This is a genomic window from Actinopolyspora sabaoui (genome assembly GCF_051225635.1).
In the GTDB taxonomy this organism is placed as follows: domain Bacteria; phylum Actinomycetota; class Actinomycetes; order Mycobacteriales; family Pseudonocardiaceae; genus Actinopolyspora.
The window spans coordinates 534,444-552,691 of the sequence record NZ_JBMIHH010000001.1; the positions used below are offsets into that span (position 1 = coordinate 534,444).

The following is an 18,248-nucleotide window of genomic DNA, read 5'->3' on the forward strand; positions in this document are numbered from 1 at the left end:
ATGCAGAAGACCCCACCACAGCAGCAACGAGTTCGGCAGCGCCGTGCCCAGCTGGGACTGTCGACGGCGTTGGGGGCGCTGGCGGTACTGGTGCTGCTCGCGGCACTGGTGACCGCTCGCGCGCTCACCGAGAATCGGTCGGCGCCGGGACCGTCCACAGCCCCGCCCACCCCCTCTCTGACGCCGGGGAAGGGGAGCGGTGCCTGGGAGGTGGCCGCCCAACATCGACTGGCCCGGCGGGAGATGGCGCAACTACCACCGGCGGCGGCGCAGCCCCATGCGGTGAGCACCGACACGGCGGGCCAGCCGATCTCGCTGCCTGCGCCAGACAGCAGTCGGGGAGGCTGGATCCCCACCGGATTTCCCGCCACACCGCAGGGGGCGCTGGCCCAGTTGGCCGCGCTGGATGAGGCGGTGATGCGTGGGGCTGATCCGGCCACCTATGCCCGCGGTTACCGCGAGCTCGCCATCACCGGTGCTCCGAACCCGGAAACCACGGGGCTGTATGCGGTGCTCACCTCGATGCGTGACAGCGCGGGGCTGCGGCCCACCGGTTCGGTGGCGGGGCTGCGGGCCGACTACGAGATCACTCACGCCCAGATCAAAGGCACCACCGACCAGGGGCGGTACGTCGTGGCGTGTGTGTTGGGGCAGTTCTCGGTGACGTATCACGGCCGGACCGTCTCGGCCGGGGTGGGTGATTGCCAAGCACTCCGCCGTGTCGAGGGGAGCTGGCGACTCTCGCCGGGCCCGTTGCCGGCGGCCGCGCCGAGCGCGTGGCCGGGCAGCGTCGAAGCGGTCCGTGCCGGATACCAACCGATCGAGGAGGCCTGATGCGCTGGCCACTGTGGGTATGGCCGTTCGATGACATCGGCAACGGGCTTGGAAACAAGCTGGGCGAGCTGCTGGTCTCGTCCGTCGAAAAGGCGATGCGCAGCATGTGGGAAGCCAGTTTGGCGCTGCTGCGGGGAGCGTTCATCGTCGCCGACCGGTTTTCGGTGTTCACGGTGGACCCTCGGACCGAGCCGGTGTCGGTGTTGTGGCCGATTATGCTGTGGCTGTCCGGAGCGTTGGCGCTGGGGCTGTTTTGCTGGCAGCTGGTCATGACCAGCCTGCGCGGCGGCAGCGGATTCCTGCGCCTGGTTACAGGGCCGATGCAGTACGGGCTCGCGCTGGCGGTGACCACGGGCATGGTCGGTGGGTTTCTGGCCGCCGCCGACGGAATCACCAGAGGCATTCTCGACTACGGGCTGAATGTGTCGAATTTCCAGGACGCGCTGGAGGCCAGCTCGTTTCTCGACACCGCCCTGGATACGGAAAAAGCGTATCTGCTCGGGATATGCGCAGTGATGGGGGTGATCCCCGCCGGGTTCGGCTTCGTGCTGGAGATGCTGTTTCGCGAGGCGGCGATCTACGTGCTGGTGGTCACGATCCCGATCACCGCGGCCGGATTGCTGGCCAATGTCAGCAAGAACTGGTTTTGGACCACCACTCGCTGGATGCTGGCCTGCATCGCCATGAAACCCGTGCTCGCGTTGACGCTGGTACTCGGCATCGCCATCCACGCCGGCTCGAACGGGGTGTCCGGACTGTTGGCCGGGATCGGGGTTCTGATGATCTCACTGGTCGCCCCGTGGCCGTTGTTCAAGCTGTTCGCGTTCGTCGACCCGAACGCCGATGCCGGCGCGGCGTTTCGCCGTGGGTTGTCCTCGGCCGGTCTGGACTCCTACGGGGCCAACAGCCCCGCGTTCAAGGCCGCCTCGATGGCACGCGACAAGCTCACCGGCGGCACCAGCAGCGGTGGCGACAACGACATGTCCGGTGGTGGCGGTGAGGGGCCGCTGGAGAACGCGACCACGCAGCGGTTCGACCAAGCCCTGGCCACCGCCGGGGCGGATGCTGCCGGAGCCGGCGGTGCGTCCGCGGGTACCGCCGGTGTGGCCGCAAGTACCGCTGGCGCGGCCAGCGGAGTGGGGCTGGCAGCAGCGGCAGCTGGGCAGGCACTTTCCTCCGGCGAAAGCGGTGGATCCTCGGTCTCCCCGCCGACAGACTCGGCCAACCGTGGCGCGATCACCGCTTCGGACGGGCACGGTCCCCAAGGGTCAACACCGGAGGGCCAGCCCGATGTCGGGCCGAGCTCGGGATCTTCGACCGGCGACGAGGCCGCCCCATCCGCAGGGGTGCGCTCCGAACCCACTACCGAGGCAGCGGGGGCGGGAGATGGCCCCACCTCGGAGAACGAGCCGACAGGAGAGGCCGACCAGGCGGGTGAGGGCGATGCGGTCGCCCCTGCCGGTGCGGCAGAACCAGAGGGCGCCACCGCCCCGCCTGATACCGGCGGCGGGGGCGGACCCCCACCGCCGCCGGGCTCGGCTGACGAGCACTCCTTCCCACCGGAGCCACCCGGTCCGGTCGATCCCGGGCCACCGGAGACAGGCCCCAGTGATGACGACGGTGACGAGGACCCGGGTGGTGGGGGAGTACCTCCCAGCGGCGACGGCCCACGGGGTGGTCCCCGTGGCGGAGGCGGAGCCAGCAGCGGTGGCAGCGGTGCCGAACAGTCAACGGATACGGCGGTGATCACCTGATGAGCAGCGTACGGATTTATCGAGGCCTGGCCCGGCGGGAAAAACCCGGCTGGATCATGGGGCTGTCCCCCGCGCAGGCGCTAGCCTGCCTTGTTCTGGCAGTGCCGGTGCTGTGGACCGTCTCAGCCGGACAGTTCCTGCGGGCATTGATTCTGGCCGGAGTGTGCGGGCTCGCAGCGGCACTGGTGGTGGTGCCGGTACGGGGCCGCCCGGCGCTGCGGTGGCTGGCCCATGTGTTGCTGTACCAGCTCGGGGCGGCCTTGGGGTGGTCACGCTGGCAGTCCCGCGCTGCTGCCGGTGAGTTGGATGATCCGAACGAACCGGATTTGCCCGGTGTGCTTCAACGAGTGTCGTTTCCGGACGGTCCGGTGTTTCAGCACCACGGAAGAGTATGCCTGATCCACGACACCGGCGAAGGACGATGGGGCGCTACCGCCCGAGTGACCCACACCGGGGTGGGGCTGCTCTCGGCCGAGGAGTGTGACCGGTTGGCGTCTCGGCTGGGCAGCATGTTGCTCTCGATCGGGCACCGCGACGTCGTCGACCGGCTGTCGCTGCTGGTGCGCACCGTGCCCGACGACGGCACCGAGTACGAGGTGTGGCGTTCCCGCCACGATGTGGCCGAGGCGCCGGATCTGGCCCGCCGCGCGGTCGACGAACTCGACCGCACCATCGGGGCGGTCTCGGTGCGCCACGAGGTCTTCGTGACGGTGTCCGGCCCGGAGGACGCACTACGCAAACCCGCCGCCGCGGCCGGAGGCGGAGTCGAGGGCCGCGCACGGGTGCTCTACCGCGTGCTCGACGGTCTCGAAGACCCGCTCAAAGCCCTCGGGGCCGACAGTGTGGAGTGGCTGTCCGGCAGCGGGTTGGCCGAGGCGATCCGCACCGGGTTCAACCCCGACAGTTCGGCGGCGTTGCGGGCCGGGCAGCTGACCGGATCGGAAACCGACGAGATGGGAATGCCCCTGGCCGCGGCGGGACCGACCCAGGCCCCCACGCCGGGATGGCGGCGCTACGACCACGACGCCTACTCCACGGTCTCCTACAGCGTGCTCATGCCCGAAGCCGGCACCGTATTCGGCTCACTCGCCCCACTGCTGGCGGTCAAATCCGCCGGAGAACGCCGGTGCCTGGCGATGCACTACGAGGTGCTGGGCTCACGTGCTGCCTCCCGCTCGGTGCAGGGCTACCGGTTCCGCTCCGGAGTGATGCGCGACTACAAAGCGTCGAAAGGATTCTCGGCCAGCGCCGCCGACGACCGCGAAGCCGGTGGAGCCCGAGCCCAGGAACAAGCCGTGGCCGCCGGGCACTCGCTCGTGCGCTACGCCGCGGCCGCGGCGGTGACCGTGCCCGCTGACCGGTCGGTGGAGGATCACGCCGCCCGGCTGGAAAACGACGCCGCCGGCCGGTTCCGCCTACTACGACTCGATCTCGCCCAGGACAGCGCATTCGTGGCCGCCTGCCTGCCACTCGGCATCGGACTCCCGAACGTCCGAGGAGGTCTGCTGTGACCCGCACACCCCCACGCGGGGCCGCCCAACTGCTCCGCGACACCGGCCAGACCCTGCCGCACATTCCCTCACTAGCACACCCCACACCGCCGCCTTCGAGGGGTGAGCGGATTAACCGGCCGCGGGCTCCCCGTCGCGGCCGCTCCCGCCCCGGGCACGGGTGGTCCCCGGTCGCCGCGCCGATGACGGTGTATCAGGCCACCACCAGCGAGATCGGCGGACTGTTCCCGCTGCTGGCCGCCAACGGCATCCCGGCGGTGGGGGCCCGCATCGGTTACGACACGTTGTCCGGCAGCGCGTTCTACGCCCATCCCGTCGACTGGGTACTGCGCGGGCTGACCACCAACCCGAACCTGGTCGTCTTCGGCGAACCAGGACGGGGCAAAAGCAGCACCGTGGTCGCTTTTTTGCTGCGCATGATGCTGTTCGGCACCAAAACACTGATCTCCGGCGATGTGAAAGGCGAGTACTCACCTCTGCTGCGCGCACTGGGAATCAGCCCGATCGCGCTGGGACGGGGCCTGTCCACCCGCCTCAACGCGCTGGACCTGGGGCCGATCGCCACCCGGTGGGATTCGTGGTCAGCCCAGCGGCAACGCGACGAACTCGACGCGCTGCTGGCCCGGTGGGTCAAGCTCCTCGTCGCGTTGGCCGAAGCCCAGGGCTACGCGCCCACCGTGACCGACGAGGCCGTGCTGGCCCAGGTGCTGCGTCGACTGCTCGGCACGACCGACGGCGCCAGGCGGCTGCGCCCGGTCACCATTCCCGACGTGCAGCGCGAACTGGCCGATCCGGACGAGCAGCTCTGGCGTGAGACCCGCTTCGCCGACCGGCGCCAGTTCCTCGACACTCTGCGGCCGATCACCGACGCGCTGGCCAACCTCATCACCGGCCCGCTGTCCGGACTGTTCGACGAACCCACCAATTTCCACCTGGACTGGCAGGCCCCGATCCAGTCCATGGACCTCTCCCGACTGCGCGGCCGCGGTGACCAGGCCGTGGCGGTGGCGTTGACCTGCCTGGGCTCGTGGTCGTCGATGATCACCGACCTGCAGGACGACGGCGAGATCCGCATCGTCGTACGCGACGAAGTCTGGCGCCAGATGCGGCTGGGCTCGAAAGCCGTGCAAGCAGTCGACTCGGACCTGCGGCTCTCCCGCGCCGAGCAGAAAATCCAGATCCTCGTCGGCCACAAACCCAGCGATTTCCTCTCCGTCGGCAGCGCAGGCTCCCAAGAGGTCGCCATCGCCAAAGACCTGCTGGCCCTGTGCAGCACGCGGATCCTGTTCGGACAATCCACCCGGGTCGCCGACGAGCTGGCGGGAGACTTCGCTCTGTCAACCAAAGAATCCGAGGTCACCACCGGCTGGTGCATGGAACGCACCGGCCGGGCGTTGTGGAAGCTGGAAAACAGCCCCGGCTACAAAGTCCAAACCGTCCTCTCCCGCGTCGAACAGCACGCCTTCGACACCAACGCCCACCTGCGCGGAAACGGTGGGGAGATGCGATGAGCGGCAAACTCGGCCTGATCGCGGCCCCACTGGTACTCCTGGTCGTGCTGCCGATGGCCCTGATCGGCCTCATCTTCCTGTCGGTCACCGGCGGCGCGGCCGCCGTACTCGGAACGTGCGCCGCCGTCGGTGGACCGGGCGGCCCGCCCCAGCAGATCGGCCAGCGACACTGGACCTCCGCGCAGCTGACCAACGCCCGCACCATCACCACCGTGGTGATGCGCCGTGAACTGCCCCAGCGCGCGGCGGTGCTGGCCCTGTCCACCGCCATCGTCGAAAGTCGTCTACGCAACCTCGACCACGGCGACCGTGACAGTCTCGGGCTCTTTCAACAGCGCCCCAGTAAAAACTGGGGCAGCCCGGAACAGATCCTCAACCCCGTCTATGCCACCAACGAGTTCCTCGACCATCTCCTCGCCCTCGACGGGTGGTATTCCATGCCGCCGGGCCGGGCCCAGCAGGCAGTGCAGCACAGCGCCTACCCCGACCGCTACGCCCCACAGGAACCACCCGCTCGGGCGCTGATGCGGCGGTTCTGGACAGGGCCGAACAACCCACCCCCCAGCGCCGACGAGCCTCCCGACACCGGTAGCGACACCGGCGAGAAGCACCGGGCCGCGCTGGGCTGTGCCAACCGGGGCGGCTCCGACCTGCCGCTGGATCCGCAGAAGATCCCGGACGATTTCACCCTGCCCGACGATCCGCGCCGCCGCGCGGCCGTGAAATACGCACTGAGCAAACTCGGCGCGCCGTACGTGTGGGGCGCCAAAGGACCCAACGCGTTCGACTGCTCTGGGCTTACCCAGGCCGCCTGGGCACATGCCGGGGTGGGCATCTCGGCAGGCACCACCAACCAGGTCCACGACGGACGCGCGGTCGGCTCCATCGCCAAACTGGTCCCAGGCGATCTCGTGTTCATCCCCGGCTCGCTCGGCTCTCCGGCCAACCCCCGACACGTGGGGCTGTACGCCGGGCACGGACTCATCGTCAACGCCTACGACACAGACACCGGCGTCATCCTCGAGAAACTCTCCGCCTGGAACGACGACATCGTCGCCATCCGCCGCGTTGCCGAACCCACTGCGCCACAAGGGAATCGGACATGAGCACACCTCGTCGACTGTCACCGGCCACCGATCGCGACCTCGCGCTGATGGGATTGCTGGTCGCGGTGCTCGGTGCGCTGCTGGCCCTGGCCGCCGCCTTGATGACCGGTGTTGCCGTGGCCACCACGCTGGCGGGCGGCCCCTGGGCTGTTCCTAGCTTCGACACGTGGGTCCACAGAACACTCGGCGTGCTCACCCACCCCACCGAGCCGACCGCCGGACTCGGTGCCCCGTGGGAAACGGCACTGACCGGCCAGGCCGACCTGTACTGGATTGTCACCGTGACAATACTCGCCACAGGGACTGCCGTGATAACCACAGGGATCGTGGTGGCTTGGCGCCGATTCGGACCCTCCACCCCGGGGCATGCCTCCCGGGAGGACATCCGCCGCGAACTCTCACCGGAGGCCGCCCGCCGAACCGCCCGTTGGACCCGCCCCGGACTCAGCCCCCGCGAGCGACGCCGCGCCCCGCTGGAGGAGCTGGCCGTCCCGCTGCACCGCGGGCCGAACCGCCAGCGTTTGTGCGTCCCACTGGAAAACCCCACCGGCGCGTTCGCTCCCACCCAGTCGGGCAAATCCCGCACCGACCTGGTGCACAAAGCCCTGTCCGCCCCGGGCGCACTGTTGTGCTCGACGACCAAACCGGACCTGGTCGAATTCGCCGCGCTGGCCCGCACCCGCCGCGAGCAGGCCGGGCCGGTGCTGGTGTTCGACACCACCGGCGAGGTCTCCTGGCCCGCGAGGGTGCGCTATTCCCCGATCACCGGCTGCACCGAGTTCACCGTCGCCCGCCGACGGGCCGAAACCCTCGTCGACGCCGCCGCCGTCGGGCTGGAAAACATCGGTGGCAACGACAAGGTCTTCCGTGAACGCGCCAAAACCGTGGTGCAGAGCTATCTCATCGCCGCCGCCCACGACGACCGCAGCGTGGGGGACCTGGTCACCTGGGCCATCACCAAACCGCCCGACCAGGAACCGGTCGAACTGCTGCGCCACTACGGATTCCCCGAACTGGCCGACAACCTACGAGCCGAGATCGGCATGGTCGCCGAAACCTCGGATGCGGTGTGGTTGAGCGTGCGCCGCGTCATCGAACCCTGGCTGGACCCACAGCTGCGACAACTGTGCACCCCCGAACCGGGCCAGGAATTCGATGTCGGCAACTTCATCGACAACCACGGCTCCCTGTTCCTCATCGCAGGCGAACACCAAGCCGCCCAAGTCCGTCCGATCCTGACCGCCCTGGTCGAAGACATCCTGACCACCGAACAAGACGTGGCACTGTCCTACCCGCACCGGCGGCTGGACCCACCGGCCACCAACGTGCTCGACGAACTCTTCGACGCCACCCCCATCCCACGACTGCCCGAGATCCTGGCCGACTCCGCCGGACGCGGGGTCCGCATCGACTGGGCCGCCCAATCCCTGGCGCACCTGGAGATCCTCTACGAGGAAACCGGGCGGCGCCAACTACTCGACAACACCACCACACTCACCCTCTGGGGAGGAATCAAAGACCCCCAAACCCTGGAGTGGGCCTCCACCCTGACCGGCCACCACGAACGACGGCGCTACCAGCAGCAGTCCGACGGCTTGCTGGGCACCTCCCGTACCTCCATCGGCACCGAAACCGTGCCCACCTATCGCCCCGGTGCCGTGCGCACCCTCGACCGCGGCCGCGTCTTGGTTTTCCACCGCCACCTCGACCCCATCCTCGCCCACACTGTCGATGTCACCCGGCGCCGTGACTGGACTCAGCTACGCGCCGACGTCGAAACCATCCGTCGCGGTCAGCCGCCCGTCTCACCCGGTGGCTACCCCCTGCCCACCGCGCAACAACCCGGCAACACACCCACCGTGGCCGAGGAGGACGGAAAACCGTGACCGACGACGAGGGCATCACCCCCGCCCGCTTTCGCCAGTCCGACACCGACCGCACACTGCGAGACCTGCAGGCACAGGTCAACACCCTCACCGATGTGGTGAGCAGCCTCTCCACACGCCTCAACGCCCTCGACAACCGGCTCGAAGCCCTCGAAAACACCGAGGACAACGATCCCGTCGAAGACCAGCCCGCCCCCTGGGTGCTGTACACCCCACCCGCAGCCGCCGAAGACCGCCAACACCGCGACGAGGAGCACAGTCCCCTCTGGACTGTTGAGAACTTCGTGGCCTGGCACAACACAACCTACGTCGGTATCCCAGGCGGATCCTCCCGTCCGATACCCCCCTGCTGGCGCCACCATCCAGGCCTGGCGATGGAGATCGCCACGCTGGCCTACACCTGGCGCCGCGCCAACATCGGCGCCACCGCCAACGTCCGCGACGCCCAGTACTGGCACCACCAATGGCGGCCCGGATTCGCCGCGCGACTGACCAACTGGGTCCACGCCCACTGTCTGGACGGCCGCCACCGCGACAGCGGAGCGCCAGCCCGCACCGACCGGTTCTCGACGGAAACGGACACGATCTCGACTGGAGACAACGAGACCCAGCAGTACAACGTCTAACTCGTCGAAAGGCAACCGTCATGCACCTCTGCGAATGGATGTCGACCTCGACCCCTTTGACCCGCCGATCATCACGCTCGGGGGTCACCTTGGGCACGGCAACCGTGGCCGCGGCCGCTGGATGGGCCGCTACTGCTTACCGCCTACGAATGCGCACCCGCCAGCTCGCACGTGCCCACCGCGACCCGGTCACCGGTCTGCTGACGCGGACAGGATTCGAAGTAGCCGCCGCCAGAACACTGACCAAGGCCAATGCTGTCGGACTGCTCGACCTCGACGGCTTCAAACCCATCAACGACACCCACGGCCACCACACCGGCGACCGTGTGCTGCGCACCGTCGCCAGGCGTTTGGACGCCGAACTCGGCACCGCGGCGGTTACCGGACGGCTCGGCGGGGACGAGCTGGCCTTCGTCGCCCATCTGTCCGAGCTCGATCAGCTGGATCGACTGCTGAGCGCGCTTACCGCGCCGATCACGCTGCCCGACCTCGGCAGGCCGCTGCACGTCGGTGTCTCACTGGGCATCACCACGGTGACCACTCCAGTCCCGGACCTGAACGAGGCTCTGGACGGTGCCGATCTCGCCATGTACGAGGCGAAAACCCATCGCGTCGGATGGCGTGTGCATTCCCCACAGACGGTGCCCGAGTTCAAGAAGGCCGTTCTGTGCCCGCCGCCGTGCGAAGGTGAGCCCGTCGGTCTCATGCCCACCGATACGGCAGGGCGATAGTCAGTATGACCAGCGCTACCTCCTCGACATCGGGATGGGAACAGCACGCCGCGTGCGCGGGAACTCCGATCGAACTCTGGTACGGCCCCGATGATCGCCCCGAATCCGGTCACGAGGCCTACTGGCGGCGTCGGCACGCGAAAAACATCTGCGCCCGATGTCCGGTGCGCACCGAATGCCTGGCTGACGAACTCATCCAGTCCCGCGCCGACCAGCACGGCATCCGCGGTGGTACGACACCCCGCGAGCGCGAACAATTGCTCGCCACGTGGCGACACAACGGATTCGTACCCGCTGACAAACCTGCCAGCTCCGAGACCGTGCGAAGTTTGCTCATTCAAGAGATTCCAACTTACTCAGCTCCATGATCACTGCCACTAGAACTGAACATCGTTAGTTGCTGGGGTGTAGATGTGGGCTGGCCTGGTAGAGTTATATCATCGGGGATGAGGTATGTAGAGCTGGTCACCGAACACTCTCGGGCACCCTCTTCAATTTGGGGCCAGTGCGTCGCCCCGCTCGTTGAGTGCATGGATCACATCCCGCACATAGTCCTCGCTGATCGTGTCAATGAGGTGATGGCACGAACCACCTTCCCCTTAGCCACGGAGCCTGACACAGGAGAGCCGACATCAACACCACGACCGCCCGTCGTAACTTGACCGGATCCTTCGCGGTCCGGCTGAATCGCTGCAGCTTGCGACCTTCCTCTATCGATAGTAACCGGATAAAAACCTCCGAACGATGAGCTATCCTCACCTCCCATACGTGATGTACAGGATCATCCTAGCCATCGTCGATAGCGCTAGTAAACCGAACAACCATCCTGGGCGATCCATTAGGTAAGAGCTGGGCGGATTAGCCGGAGCTGACGCCCCCCTTCGTCAGTGATGTAACTGTCCTCAAATAGTCCTGCATGGTGGGCCACCGCAATCGACGCGTGGTTGGTGGGACGGACCAAGGCAACGACGGTATACTCGGGGAAGTGTTGGGAGGCTCGCTTAATAGCATGTTGAGCGAGTTCAGTCGCGAGGCCTTGTCCCCAGGAATCGGGAGCAAAGCGATAGTAGAGATTTAGTTCTGATTCGTTAGCCGGGCGCAATCCTCCTATGCCTATTACCTTCTTGTCGATGTCATCGATTAACCTGACACACCAGTAACCTAATCCTGCGGACCAGTGCTGCATCCATTTTTTCAGCATATCTGCCGATTCGTTTGGCGAAGGTGGGCCAAAGGGGTTGTGTGCGTTGGTCCGAGGATCACCTGTTAGTGCGGTGATTGTGTCGAGGTCTTCCCATATGGGGGAGCGTAGACATAATCTGTTAGTATGATCGTGCTCAAGAGAGAAGGAGTTAGTCATGACATCCTTTGCTTGGTTCGACTTGTTGGAATAAGTAGGATGGCAAGCAGAAAGAAACATATCCCCATGACAGTCCACCCAGAATTACTCCATTCTGCTAGTATACTGGTAATAGCCAAGGGTGCTACAACTGTACCTAGAGACTGTGCTCCGAAGAAAACGCTCTGATACTCGAGCATTTGGTTCTGTTTAGCTAGACTGAATGACAATTCCCAAGATCCTGCAGAGTGTAGTATTTCCCCTACACTGTAGGTGGCCACAGCAGTTGCCACGATTGTGATCATCCATGAGGATTGGAATTGGCCGGAAAAGGCCAGTGCCATGCAGGAAATGAGGAAACACGCACCACCCAGGATAATTGCGCAGACTGCCTGACGGACACTGGTGACCATACGAGATAAAGGGATTTGCCCGAACGCGACTACTAGCGTATTGATGATTAAAGCAAGAGGGACTATCCATAATGCTCGGTCGAGGGAGTTAGTCCATTGAGGTAGGCCGACCTCGATCAACAGAAAGTGAATACTTAGAAGTCCACTGACTACTGCTACGTACGTGTAGCGCGCGTCGTGAATCGCGGAACGCTTTTGGTCTACCTCGGAAGAATCTGAGGAATAGTTTACGGCAAACTGGTATAGACTTTCCGGTCGAATATACCAAAGTGGTATTACTCCGAGAAAGTACGTAACGGCAACGAAAATCAATCCGAATCTATATGCGATGGCGGTATCCGTGGCCGTTACTGCCGCAGCGAGACCGCCCCCTACCCCGATGGCGATATTCGAAACGGTACGGATAGTGGCACGTGCACGGACACGCTGCGAGTTCTCGACCATGCGGCCTATCAAGGCGCCTCGCGCGGCACGTTTGACCTGTGTGGCCACAGCAACACTACCCATGAGCAAGAGCAACGGAATGATTGGAGCCACGACGGCAATGGCCGCGACGGCGACACTCTGAACCAGTAGGATCGCGGCGTTGAGTACGACGGGATGTACTCGCTCGAGACAGCGTCCGATAAGCAAACCAAGCCCAACGGCGATTACACCCGTAACTGTGAGAGCAGTGCCCGTCAGTTGAGGTCCCAGTCCCGCTGCCTGTGTATAGAACAAGAACGAGGTGGCGGTAAACACGCCGTTCCCAACAGCAGTAATGGCTGTCGAAATCGCAAAGAAACGCAATATGGGGCGTTGAATTTCTTTGGTTTTCGAATTTTTGTTTGTTGTATTCATTCTGTGTAAGTAACAATTGAAAGTTTTGATTGTGCTAATTCGGAATTTTCTGCTGCAGAATTAACAGTAGTTCCGCCAGTCACGATATATCCGAGACGACTATCGCTGCTACTGAGTGAATGGGCTCTGTCTCCGACCTGAACGTTGACATTAACATCGAGAACACCGGAGAGATGTGAAATAGCAGTGGTATCCTCGACAGAGGATACGATCCCTGGAGGTGCAGTGAGAAAGCGAATAGATGCTGCCGGGTATTCAATTGTTAGCGGCGTGGGGGAATACCCCGCGAGAACATTGAGCGCATCGGCTTGAGGATAGTAACCCGTGGTCAGTCCGGTCAATTGCCAGATGCGGTCGCCACCATAGCGGACATGGGTTTCGATCAGCACCGGTTTCCCATCGATAATTCGCAATTCTGTATGTCCTGGTGCCCAGCCAGGGTCCAATGCTGCCATGAGATCCTTGACGAAAGAGACGATTCTTTGTCGGATCTCGTCCGAGATTCGGGCGGGCATGTTATGCCCCACCTCCACGAACGTATCTGGGTCCATCACCTTTTCTGTGATGGCACGAACAGTCGTTCCTGTCGGTGTCGTAATGGTCTCCACGCTAAACTCTGGACCGTCCAGAAATCTCTCGATGATCCATGAGCCCGTGTGGACAGCGGCCAGTTCAGTGGGCGATGGTGCTGAACCGGTGATGAGTCGAACGTTGGCACTGCCGGCCCCGTTGAGGGGCTTGATCACTGCAGGGCGACCGACTCGGTCGAGCGCGGCCGGTACGTCTTCCGCGCTCGGCACAGCTTCATATGGTGGCTGTACCCATCCGCTTGCTGCAGCGATGGCTCGTGTGTGGGCCTTGTCGGCCGCAGCGTGGATTGCTTGTCGCCGGGTTCCTGCGATATTGAGATCCTCGGCCACTGCCAGTGCCTTTTCCAACAAGTGTTCATGAAAGGCAATCACACCGTCGAATGGTGAATCCTGATGCATCCATCGTGCCGCTTTGAGTACGGCATCCGTATCGTCGAGGTCAACGATCTCGACACGATCGGCACGATCAGTTTGTAGAGAGGTCAGTCGTGGTTCGGACTGGATCAGGTCAACCACGTATGGGCGATGATCAGGGCCTGAGAAACCGGAATCCCGTGGACCTATGACCAGGATTCTTGCTGTCATCAGAACACCTCCGGAGAAGTGGGTGCAGCTGCTGTGACCAACCGGTCAAGCATCGGCTGGAGGTAATCCCAGTGCTCTCCTTTTTGGAAACGTTCGACCAGTCCACCGGGATTAACCAGGTTGACCTCGAAGACGTAAGGGAAAGCCATATCGATGCCGGCAAATAAGATTCCGTAGCGTTGTAACTGTGCACCGATTTCTAGCGCCAAATCAGTTTCCTGCTGTGTAACCGTGCAGATGTTCATGGATGCGTCTTGAGTCACGTTTCCTCGGTGGTCGCCATCCTGCAGTTTTTTTTCCTGCGCAGAGGCTATCTCGTTGGCGACAACCGCTACTCTCTTCTCTGATGTATGCGGCACGTGTTGTTGTAACAGTGCATACCGTGCTTGGAGCCCTAGCAGACCCGACGGAGCGATCCCGGAACCTGCCTTGGCGTTGCCCGTCATTGATTGCACCAATGGGCGGACGTTGCTGTCGTCAGGTCGTAATATGTAAACATCTGCGCCGCAGCCGCCATTGGCTCCCTTTAGTACCCAGGTGGAATCGCAGCGTTCTTGGATGGTGTTGATAAGAACATCCGGATCACTACCGCTCATACAGTTCGGTAGGTGTGCGTCGGGAACGAGCAATGGTAGGTTGTTTTTATTGTTGAGCATGTGCAGTCCGGTGACGTCGTTGATGAACGGTGTCTCTTGATTCCACCGCCACAGGATTTGCCAAAGATCACGAGCGAGCTGCTCGTGCGGTTGGTTGAGTAGCCAAACTAGATCAGGGTCAATGTTAGTAAGTCGTGGCTCGCACGGGATTGGGGCGTATGGTTTTGCATCATCGTAGATGCGGCCGTTCTCTACCGTGTAGGCACCGTTGTGGGTACCGATCGAATTCACGTTACCAGCATAGACGTCGTGACCAAGTGCACGGAGAGCATTGGCATAAAGAGCGTGACTGATATCAGCTGTTTGAAGGCTTTCGACCAACAGAAGAATGTTCATGACGTGGCTCCTATCTAGATAGCGTAGTTTGCACATGCTGCGCCCAGCGCCTGTGCTGCGGCTCGTGCTCGCATTTGGGCTTCTATGGCGGATGTCCCGTGTGCCAGGACCTCTCCCAAATCACAGAAATCGTGGTGGGCAGGTGGTGCGTGATCGGGGTCGCCGAGACGTACGTGTTCAATGCCGGGAAGTTGGCTGACTGTTCGTACTAGCTCATCCGAGATCCGGGTCCCAGATGGCCCCGCAATGACATGTTCGGATAAGTAGCCTTGCTCGATTGCGGTATGAACTGGCGTCGTGTCACCAAGAGCCTGACGGACGACACTTGCGTATTCATCGATACCGGACAGTCGCGATACCATACGGGTTAGGCCACGTCCTGCGAAGCGGGGGTTGACCTCGATCGGCACGAGCCCATTTTCGGTCTCGACAAATTCGAGATGCGCAGGACCATTTTCGAGTCCCAGAGCATCGAGCACTGATTCGGTGAGCCGGATGAGGGATGTCGGGATCTCGGAAGTGGTCAGTAATGGAAATGTCCAACCTAACTCGGCAAACCACGGTGGGTCGCTGAGTGCTCGATCGGTAGTTCCCAATACTATGGTTTCTCCATTTCGTCGTAATGTCTCTACGCTGATTAGTGGTCCTACCAAGTAGCTCTCGATGAGAACGGTAGGGCTATCTGCAAGTATATTGGTGCCATAGGAGACGATTTCGGCGGAAGTATGCGCGAGACGGACACCCACACTTCCAGTGCCGCGAGCTGGTTTCACGATGACGGGAATCCCGAGTGTCTCGGCAGCTATCTCGAGATCCTTCGTCGAACTCGCGGTCATCGTGCGTGGTCCAGGAAGGTCGTGTATGGCTAGTGTATCTCGAAATACCGACTTATCGGTGCATCGCTGCACAACCTCTGGCGGAAGAAAGGAGTGTCCGGTGACTGCACATGCTTGTGAGACGGTGCTGATCGTACGGTCTACTTGAGCGAGAACTCCTGCATCGGCGGCAGAGGTACGTAGCAGTTCTGTTACTGCCGTGACGTTCGTGGTGTCGACACCTGATCGGATAGTCAAATTCGATGGTGGATTTTCAAGGATCTGTCGATCAAGATCGTGTTGGTAGCGTCCTAGATTGGAGGTCGCGAAGATGGTCGCAGCTCCCGTTTCGACTGCTGAGCGAAGCAAGGCTAGTCCGTTTCCCGATCCGAATGCTTCGACAACGACAAGTTCACTCATGAAGATCTCCTTGGGACACAACTTCAGAAAGGTAGCGCCGGTTCCAGCGAATCGCTTCCCAGCCGGATCCTATTGTGCGCGGTGCACTTACCCATGACGGAGCAGTTGGTAGAGTTGCGATCTCACCGTACTGTTCTCGTATCCAATTAGGGTCGTGCACTGTATCTTCATAACGGTGACCAGTATCCGGCAACAGCACGATAACCGGACGGTGATTGGTCTTCTCTCGAGTGAGCCAACGCGCAATAAGGTAGGCAGCTCCGCTTGTCGGCCCCATATACAGCGCATGCTCGCGGTGGAGGGCGAGTGTTGAGGAATAGGCGAGTTCCGCGCTTACCCAGTGTACATTATCGAAAAATGATTGATCCAGATTCGGTGGTTGTACGCTGTTACCCAGCCCCCGTAGGCTGCGTGGTCCGTCTGATTGGCCAAACAGCACGCTGGCGTGTGTGTCAATAGCATGGGCATGTATCTGTGGATCCAGCGTTCTCAACGAGGAGATAGTTCCGCACATGGATCCGCCGGAGCCCACTGAGCCGACCAAGGCATGAGGAATCCCCACCTGTTCAACGATCAAACGTGCTAGGGAAGTATACGCACGAGGATTGAGCGGATTATCGTACTGTCGAGGAACGAACACATCCGTACCGGATTTAGCAATCTCGGACAGCACTCGAAGGCGTGCCGTTTGATAGCCGCCGACAGGATCAGGGTGTTCGACGACCGTCACCCGAGCACCGAGCATCTCGATCCGCGTACGTAGAAAACCTTCGATCGCCGGATCACTCACCAGGTGCAGGGGTAACCCACGCGTGGCACACACAATTGCTAACCCCAGTCCAAAGGTACCGGAAGTCGTCTCGGCGACTGTAGTGCGGGATGTGATGGCACCATCTTGTATGGCCCGATCAATGATCGTCAGTGCGGGCAGCGTTTTCATAATATCGAAGGCTGCTCCGACTAATCCTCCGCCGAGGTCCACCAAGCGAGGAAGCGCTGATGCCGCTGCCCAGTCGCTTGCCGGTTGCAGTGGACGATCAAGAACGGACATCGAAGCTCCAGATCTGTGAGGAAACGAACTGAGCGAGTTCGCTGCGGATTCGCTCGACTGTCTTCTGACACCGGGGTGCGAGGATTCCAGCTACGGTACCGCTGTGTGCAACTTGCACCCCGAAACCGCCCCAGCTGGACACGGCGGCTAGTATTTCCTGCAGAACATCGTCGGGATGGTGCCAAAGGTATTGACGTGTACTCGCGCTGGCGACGGATCCAAGTAGGCGAGAGTCCCCAGCGCCAATAGCACGCCTCAAACCGCTGCGAAGAATCGCGAAACTGTCGACATCCTTGTTTGTAACGGTTGGTCTCTGCTGGGCAAGTGTATCTATTCCGTTGCTGTTGGGCTTACGATCCCAAGCCACGACCGTGAAGGACGGCATCTTTGCGGGGTAGAAATTTTCAATGACCGTTCCGCGTAACTGCGCGAAAAGAACCGGTTGGTCGAACATCAGAGCGTCGGAGGCTAATTCCGCAGAAACCGCTACCTGTCCGATTGTTTCCGGTGAAAATTTCGTGCCGAGTGCGTCGGCGATAGCACGGATGGCGGCCACAACATCAGCAGTCGAAGATCCACATCCTCGTCCGCTCGGGATATTGGAGTCGAGTGTCAGCTGGCCACCAAGATGCTCGATCCCCATATTGGCAAGAGTTAAGCGGGCGGCCTCAGTTACTTTCTGAACAGAATTACGAGAGACTGGCGAGTGAGAGGAAATTGTACTTGTAATTGACTCCTCGGTGGAAGGTGCGAATTCGACTGTTGAATTTAATTGGGTGCACGGCAATGTGACAAGGCTTTGCACAGGAGAATCATCTTTGTCTCGAAATACACCTTGAACAAGTTCACCGTGATGTCCGAGGCATCTTCCTAATCCGACGCGTGGTTGGTTCAAACATGCTAACCGACGAGAGTAAGTCTCGTCTAAGCGCGTCCGTTCGGATCTGTCTCTGAGGTTTGCACTTGTAGGCACGTTCAGTGTTTACCTAACTTCAAGATCGTATGATATAAAATATTTATTAATCCTACTGGTAGAGATTTTAATTTTTCTGAGGCTTCAGGTTTGACAAGGAATCATTGTTTCGTTGTGCGCAAAAAAGTTGCCATTATAAGGTGGACGGCGACAGCTGTTGGCGAGTATGGCTCTAGGTATTGTTTTGGCAAAATTAGTGATGTGTTGTGGTTTTTTGTTTGTGCGGAGGTTCGGAATGTTTTGATTGATAGTTGCCTTGATAGCATTAATT

General features: G+C 61.8%; 16 protein-coding genes. 9 read left to right on the forward strand and 7 right to left on the reverse strand.

The window, feature by feature from the left end:
* The 9 genes from ACOQFL_RS02405 to ACOQFL_RS02445 all read left to right on the forward strand — a co-directional run bounded on the left by ACOQFL_RS02405 (nt 1) and on the right by ACOQFL_RS02445 (nt 10,327).
* A complete protein-coding gene (locus ACOQFL_RS02405; protein WP_435542416.1) occupies nt 1–834 on the forward strand; it encodes a hypothetical protein in 834 nt (277 codons plus the stop codon).
* The gene (locus ACOQFL_RS02410; protein WP_435542417.1) at nt 834–2,588 is read left to right on the forward strand and encodes a hypothetical protein; all 1,755 of its coding nucleotides are present in this window, start codon (nt 834–836) and stop codon (nt 2,586–2,588) included. Before ACOQFL_RS02405 ends, ACOQFL_RS02410 begins: the two co-directional genes overlap by 1 nt.
* On the forward strand, nt 2,588–4,099 hold the full coding sequence (locus ACOQFL_RS02415) for an SCO6880 family protein (RefSeq protein WP_435542418.1): 1,512 nt from the start codon (nt 2,588–2,590) through the stop codon (nt 4,097–4,099). Before ACOQFL_RS02410 ends, ACOQFL_RS02415 begins: the two co-directional genes overlap by 1 nt.
* A gap of 182 nt (nt 4,100–4,281) precedes the next feature.
* Nucleotides 4,282–5,610 (forward strand): putative type IV secretion/conjugal transfer ATPase, encoded by a 1,329-nt coding sequence (locus ACOQFL_RS02420; RefSeq protein WP_435542419.1) that lies wholly within the window; start codon nt 4,282–4,284, stop codon nt 5,608–5,610.
* Entirely contained in the window at nt 5,607–6,716 is a 1,110-nt protein-coding gene (locus ACOQFL_RS02425) for a C40 family peptidase (protein WP_435542420.1), read from the forward strand. Before ACOQFL_RS02420 ends, ACOQFL_RS02425 begins: the two co-directional genes overlap by 4 nt.
* A complete protein-coding gene (locus ACOQFL_RS02430; RefSeq protein ID WP_435542421.1) occupies nt 6,713–8,602 on the forward strand; it encodes a type IV secretory system conjugative DNA transfer family protein in 1,890 nt (629 codons plus the stop codon). Before ACOQFL_RS02425 ends, ACOQFL_RS02430 begins: the two co-directional genes overlap by 4 nt.
* Complete coding sequence (locus ACOQFL_RS02435) at nt 8,599–9,228, forward strand: hypothetical protein (protein WP_435542422.1); 630 nt, start codon at nt 8,599–8,601, stop codon at nt 9,226–9,228. Before ACOQFL_RS02430 ends, ACOQFL_RS02435 begins: the two co-directional genes overlap by 4 nt.
* A 149-nt stretch (nt 9,229–9,377) precedes the next feature.
* Nucleotides 9,378–9,959, forward strand: coding sequence for a GGDEF domain-containing protein (locus tag ACOQFL_RS02440; RefSeq protein ID WP_435542423.1), 582 nt, complete (start codon nt 9,378–9,380; stop codon nt 9,957–9,959).
* 5 nt (nt 9,960–9,964) lie between these two features.
* Nucleotides 9,965–10,327 (forward strand): WhiB family transcriptional regulator, encoded by a 363-nt coding sequence (locus ACOQFL_RS02445; RefSeq protein ID WP_435542424.1) that lies wholly within the window; start codon nt 9,965–9,967, stop codon nt 10,325–10,327.
* Nucleotides 10,328–10,797: 470 nt separating this feature from the next.
* On the opposite strand, the gene ACOQFL_RS02450 is transcribed toward ACOQFL_RS02445, so the two are convergent.
* Genes ACOQFL_RS02450 through ACOQFL_RS02480 form a run of 7 tightly spaced genes read right to left on the reverse strand, consistent with a single transcriptional unit; the run spans nt 10,798 to nt 17,809 of the window.
* The gene (locus ACOQFL_RS02450) at nt 10,798–11,379 is read right to left on the reverse strand and encodes a GNAT family N-acetyltransferase (protein ID WP_435542425.1); all 582 of its coding nucleotides are present in this window, start codon (nt 11,377–11,379) and stop codon (nt 10,798–10,800) included.
* Entirely contained in the window at nt 11,316–12,551 is a 1,236-nt protein-coding gene (locus ACOQFL_RS02455; RefSeq protein ID WP_435542426.1) for an MFS transporter, read from the reverse strand. The genes ACOQFL_RS02450 and ACOQFL_RS02455 overlap by 64 nt, the downstream gene beginning before the upstream one ends.
* A complete protein-coding gene (locus tag ACOQFL_RS02460; RefSeq protein WP_435542427.1) occupies nt 12,548–13,726 on the reverse strand; it encodes an ATP-grasp domain-containing protein in 1,179 nt (392 codons plus the stop codon). Before ACOQFL_RS02460 ends, ACOQFL_RS02455 begins: the two co-directional genes overlap by 4 nt.
* Entirely contained in the window at nt 13,726–14,718 is a 993-nt protein-coding gene (locus ACOQFL_RS02465; RefSeq protein WP_435542428.1) for an ATP-grasp domain-containing protein, read from the reverse strand. The genes ACOQFL_RS02460 and ACOQFL_RS02465 overlap by 1 nt, the downstream gene beginning before the upstream one ends.
* Before the next feature lie 14 nt (nt 14,719–14,732).
* Nucleotides 14,733–15,953 carry an ATP-grasp domain-containing protein gene (locus tag ACOQFL_RS02470; protein WP_435542429.1) on the reverse strand — a complete coding sequence of 407 codons (1,221 nt, stop codon included), beginning with the start codon at nt 15,951–15,953 and terminating at the stop codon, nt 14,733–14,735.
* On the reverse strand, nt 15,946–17,004 hold the full coding sequence (locus ACOQFL_RS02475) for a pyridoxal-phosphate dependent enzyme (protein WP_435542430.1): 1,059 nt from the start codon (nt 17,002–17,004) through the stop codon (nt 15,946–15,948). The genes ACOQFL_RS02470 and ACOQFL_RS02475 overlap by 8 nt, the downstream gene beginning before the upstream one ends.
* The gene (locus tag ACOQFL_RS02480; protein ID WP_435542431.1) at nt 16,991–17,809 is read right to left on the reverse strand and encodes a GHMP family kinase ATP-binding protein; all 819 of its coding nucleotides are present in this window, start codon (nt 17,807–17,809) and stop codon (nt 16,991–16,993) included. The genes ACOQFL_RS02475 and ACOQFL_RS02480 overlap by 14 nt, the downstream gene beginning before the upstream one ends.
* Nucleotides 17,810–18,248 lie beyond the last annotated feature (439 nt).

Excerpts from the sequence above, each read along its gene's own strand:
- ACOQFL_RS02450 (WP_435542425.1), bottom strand. The coding sequence starts at position 11,379 with ATGTTTCTTTCTGCTTGCCATCCTACTTATTCCAACAAGTCGAACCAA.
- ACOQFL_RS02445 (WP_435542424.1), top strand. The coding sequence starts at position 9,965 with ATGACCAGCGCTACCTCCTCGACATCGGGATGGGAACAGCACGCCGCG.
- ACOQFL_RS02420 (WP_435542419.1), top strand. The coding sequence starts at position 4,282 with ATGACGGTGTATCAGGCCACCACCAGCGAGATCGGCGGACTGTTCCCG.
- ACOQFL_RS02455 (WP_435542426.1), bottom strand. The coding sequence starts at position 12,551 with ATGAATACAACAAACAAAAATTCGAAAACCAAAGAAATTCAACGCCCC.
- ACOQFL_RS02410 (WP_435542417.1), top strand. The coding sequence starts at position 834 with ATGCGCTGGCCACTGTGGGTATGGCCGTTCGATGACATCGGCAACGGG.
- ACOQFL_RS02475 (WP_435542430.1), bottom strand. The coding sequence starts at position 17,004 with ATGTCCGTTCTTGATCGTCCACTGCAACCGGCAAGCGACTGGGCAGCG.
- ACOQFL_RS02440 (WP_435542423.1), top strand. The coding sequence starts at position 9,378 with ATGCGCACCCGCCAGCTCGCACGTGCCCACCGCGACCCGGTCACCGGT.
- ACOQFL_RS02405 (WP_435542416.1), top strand. The coding sequence starts at position 1 with ATGCAGAAGACCCCACCACAGCAGCAACGAGTTCGGCAGCGCCGTGCC.
- ACOQFL_RS02460 (WP_435542427.1), bottom strand. The coding sequence starts at position 13,726 with ATGACAGCAAGAATCCTGGTCATAGGTCCACGGGATTCCGGTTTCTCA.
- ACOQFL_RS02470 (WP_435542429.1), bottom strand. The coding sequence starts at position 15,953 with ATGAGTGAACTTGTCGTTGTCGAAGCATTCGGATCGGGAAACGGACTA.
- ACOQFL_RS02465 (WP_435542428.1), bottom strand. The coding sequence starts at position 14,718 with ATGAACATTCTTCTGTTGGTCGAAAGCCTTCAAACAGCTGATATCAGT.
- ACOQFL_RS02430 (WP_435542421.1), top strand. The coding sequence starts at position 6,713 with ATGAGCACACCTCGTCGACTGTCACCGGCCACCGATCGCGACCTCGCG.
- ACOQFL_RS02415 (WP_435542418.1), top strand. The coding sequence starts at position 2,588 with ATGAGCAGCGTACGGATTTATCGAGGCCTGGCCCGGCGGGAAAAACCC.
- ACOQFL_RS02425 (WP_435542420.1), top strand. The coding sequence starts at position 5,607 with ATGAGCGGCAAACTCGGCCTGATCGCGGCCCCACTGGTACTCCTGGTC.